The 3,166-nt window shown below is 47.9% G+C and carries 3 protein-coding genes and 1 pseudogene; 3 read left to right on the top strand and 1 reads right to left on the bottom strand.

Features of this window, described 5'->3' with window-relative positions; translation table 11 throughout:
• The first annotated feature begins 122 nt into the window (after positions 1 to 122).
• A complete protein-coding gene (locus ACTHUT_RS16570; RefSeq protein WP_250601010.1) occupies positions 123 to 1,631 on the top strand; it encodes an RHS repeat-associated core domain-containing protein in 1,509 nt (502 codons plus the stop codon).
• An 8-nt stretch (positions 1,632 to 1,639) separates the two neighbouring features.
• Positions 1,640 to 2,284 (top strand): Imm43 family immunity protein, encoded by a 645-nt coding sequence (locus ACTHUT_RS16565; RefSeq protein ID WP_250601008.1) that lies wholly within the window; start codon positions 1,640 to 1,642, stop codon positions 2,282 to 2,284.
• Positions 2,285 to 2,428: 144 nt separating this feature from the next.
• On the opposite strand, the gene ACTHUT_RS16560 is transcribed toward ACTHUT_RS16565, so the two are convergent.
• On the bottom strand, positions 2,429 to 2,578 hold the full coding sequence (locus tag ACTHUT_RS16560) for a hypothetical protein (RefSeq protein ID WP_440419103.1): 150 nt from the start codon (positions 2,576 to 2,578) through the stop codon (positions 2,429 to 2,431).
• Here ACTHUT_RS16560 and ACTHUT_RS16555 point away from each other — a divergent pair.
• Positions 2,537 to 3,166 (top strand): annotated as a pseudogene (locus tag ACTHUT_RS16555) (DUF6531 domain-containing protein); the annotation flags it as partial. The gene ACTHUT_RS16560 and the pseudogene ACTHUT_RS16555 overlap by 42 nt on opposite strands.

The raw sequence follows: 3,166 nt of genomic DNA, 5'->3' as shown, positions 1-3,166 counted from the left end.
GCGGACACCTGCACCAAATCAGCCTAGACGGCGAAGTCATCAGCGACATCGAACGCGACAAACTGCACCGCGAAATCCAAAGGACGCAGGGCAGCATCAGCAGCCTGTACGACTACGACCCCATGGGCCGTCTGAAAAGCCAGCGTACCGTCTGGAGCGGTACACAAACGCTTCACGGCAAACAAAACCCGCTGGCCGGCGGCGCCGTCAACCGCCGCTACGCCTACGACAAAGCCGGCAACCTGATTCAAAGCGCCGACCAAAGAAGCGGCGTCCTTAATTACGTTTACGACAAAATCGGACGCATTCAGGAAGCCCGCAACAGCCAAACCGGCCGCAGCGAAACCTTCGCCTTCGACCCCGCCCACAACATCCTCGACATCCCAACATCTACTCCCTCTCCCGTGGGAGATGGCAAAACGACCGCTCCGATTTCAGACGACCCCAAAACTCAAGGTCGTCTGAAATCACCTGCCAACCCTAACCTTGTCAGCGGCAACCGTCTCAAAGAATACAACGGCATCGAATACACCTACGACGCCCTAGGCAACCTGATCTACCGCCAGCTGCCCAACGGCGAAAACCAATATTACCAATACGATTTAGAAAACCAACTCGTCCGCGCCGAAATCAAAAAGCCCGCCGGCAATACCGAAATCTGGACATACGCCTACGACCCGTTCGGAAGACGCCTTTCCAAAGAACGCCAAGACAAACTCGCCTGGACCAGTACCGATCCCAAACGCACCCACTTTGTTTGGGACGGAACGCGATTACTTCAGGAGTACACCTACAAAGGCTGCTACACCTATATCTACACCGACCAAGACAACTACGAACCGCTGGCGCAAATCTTTGACAACGCCAAAGACGGCAAACAATACCTCGCCTATTTCCACAACGACCAAATCGGCATTCCGCGCGAGATGACCGACATCAACGGCAATCTGTTATGGTACGGCGAATATACCGCCTGGGGCCGTCTGAAAAAGGACGAGCGGGTTTACAAGGATGCGCATCAGCCGTTCAGATTGCAGAACCAGTATTACGATGAAGAAACCGGCTTGCATTACAACCTGATGCGGTATTACGAGCCTGAGGCGGGGCGGTTTGTAAATCAGGACCCGATTAAATTAATTGGTGGAGATAATTTATATCAGTTTGCGCCTAATACTCAAGAATGGATTGATCCATTAGGTGAGAGTGGTTATAAGTTGCGTAAGAGTATGGAATCTCAGGGAATGTTCCGCCCAGATTCTTCTTGGCAGACGCACCATTTAATTCCACAGGCAGTTTGGAAAGAAAACAAAGCATTTTTAGACAGTATCGGTATGAAGGGCAAAGGATTAGGTAGAGATAGTTGGAGTAATGGTTTATATATGCCTTCAAGCGAAGCAGATGCTCGAGGCGCACTTAGAGAATTTTTCCATCGAGGGTCTCATGAAAAATACAGCAAAGAAGTAGGAGATGAGTTGGAAAAAATAAGAAAAGACTTTAGAAAAGGAAAAATTACAGCAGCACAGGCAAGAAAACGCGTACAGGATTTACAAAAAAGTTTGAGAAAACGTTTGAGTAAATCTATATCCGTTGGAGGGTGCGCATCTGCCAATTCACCAAAACGACTAAATTAGGAGATATTATGAAGAAATTGATGGTGTGGGGATATAGCGCACAAAGTTTAGATGAGTTAGCGAAAAGAAAAGTGCCTAAGGTTTCCTTAGGGGAAGTAGGGATATCAGAGGAATTCAACCCTAAAAAAACGCATCCTGATTTTGACTTTCCATGGAGTTGGTTCGTAAAGGGACAAGAAATTCCTCCAATGCCTGAAAAGGTTTATGTCTGCTTAAAGAAAGCAAGAGGTGTTACTTTTGATTTTCTTCCATATAATGATTTCTTTATCATGTCAGCGCGTTTTTTGGAATTTATTAAAAAATACGGGTTTGATCATGATTTTGGTATGAGCAAGGTAATTATTGTCAATACAAAAGGCGAGCTATTGACGAATGAAATCTATTATTTGGTAAGAATAGTTGATTGGGAAATTGAGGATGAAATTATTTATCTTGATCTAGGAATGGATGAAGAAGGTTTTTCGCTAGAGGCATATACTAATTCAGATAAGGATATTTTATTGTCTTCCAATCATAATTATTCAGGAGCATTTATGGTGTCAGAAAATTTAAAAGAAAAAATATTGGAACTGTTCTCCCTGCCTTTTCTTTATAGTCTGAAGGAGTGGAAGGAGCAAAATGATTATGAAATTATTGGTTTTGATAAATCTTAGTGAATATGTTGAATAGCAAGCCGTAGCCCGCACAAAACTTTTAATCCCGACGTAGGGTGTGCGCGGTACGCACGCAGTTTCTGTTTTTCAGACGACCTCAATACCTTCTTTGAGGTCGTCTGAAATATTTGTTCTTTAACAATCTCAACCGACTACCCCGACGGCAGTCACGAAACCTTCGAATACGACCACCTCAACCGACTGACCGCCCACATCGACGGACTCGGTGCCAAAACCGCCTACGAACTCGCGGTGGACGGACTGCCGCTCAAACGCACCAACGCGCTGGGTCATACCTTCGCCTATGCCTACGACAAAGCCCGCCGTCTGACCGTCCTCACCAACGAAAACGGCGAAACCTACCGTCTCGATTACGACCCGACCAACAACCTGATCCAAGAAACCGGCTGGGACGGCAAAATCACCGCCTACGGCTACGATGCCGCCGGACAACTGGTGCAACAGACCGAATACGGTCAAAGCACCGATCAAGGTCGTCTGAAAAACCGTCCCGAGACTTGGCACATCCATCATTTCAAACGCAACATCCTCGGCCAACTGATCGAAAAACAAAGCCGCAAAGTCTCCGACCACAACGGACAAAGCAAAGACGAAGGCATCAGCCGCACCCGTTTCGACTACGACCCCATTACCGGCAATCTGACCAAAGCCCGCAACCAACACAGCAGCGTCGAACTCGACTACGACGAACTCGACCGCCTCATCGGCGAAACCACCGTCCACAAAGGCCAAAGCGCCACCGTAGGTTATCAATATGACCCATTGGGCAACCGCATCCGCACCATCCTGCCCGACGGCCGCCATATCGATTACCTGTACTACGGCAGCGGACACCTGCACCAAATCAGCCTAGACGGCGAA

The organism is Neisseria sp. P0022.S010, assembly GCF_051956635.1.
This window is presented reverse-complemented; position numbering and strand designations above follow the sequence as displayed.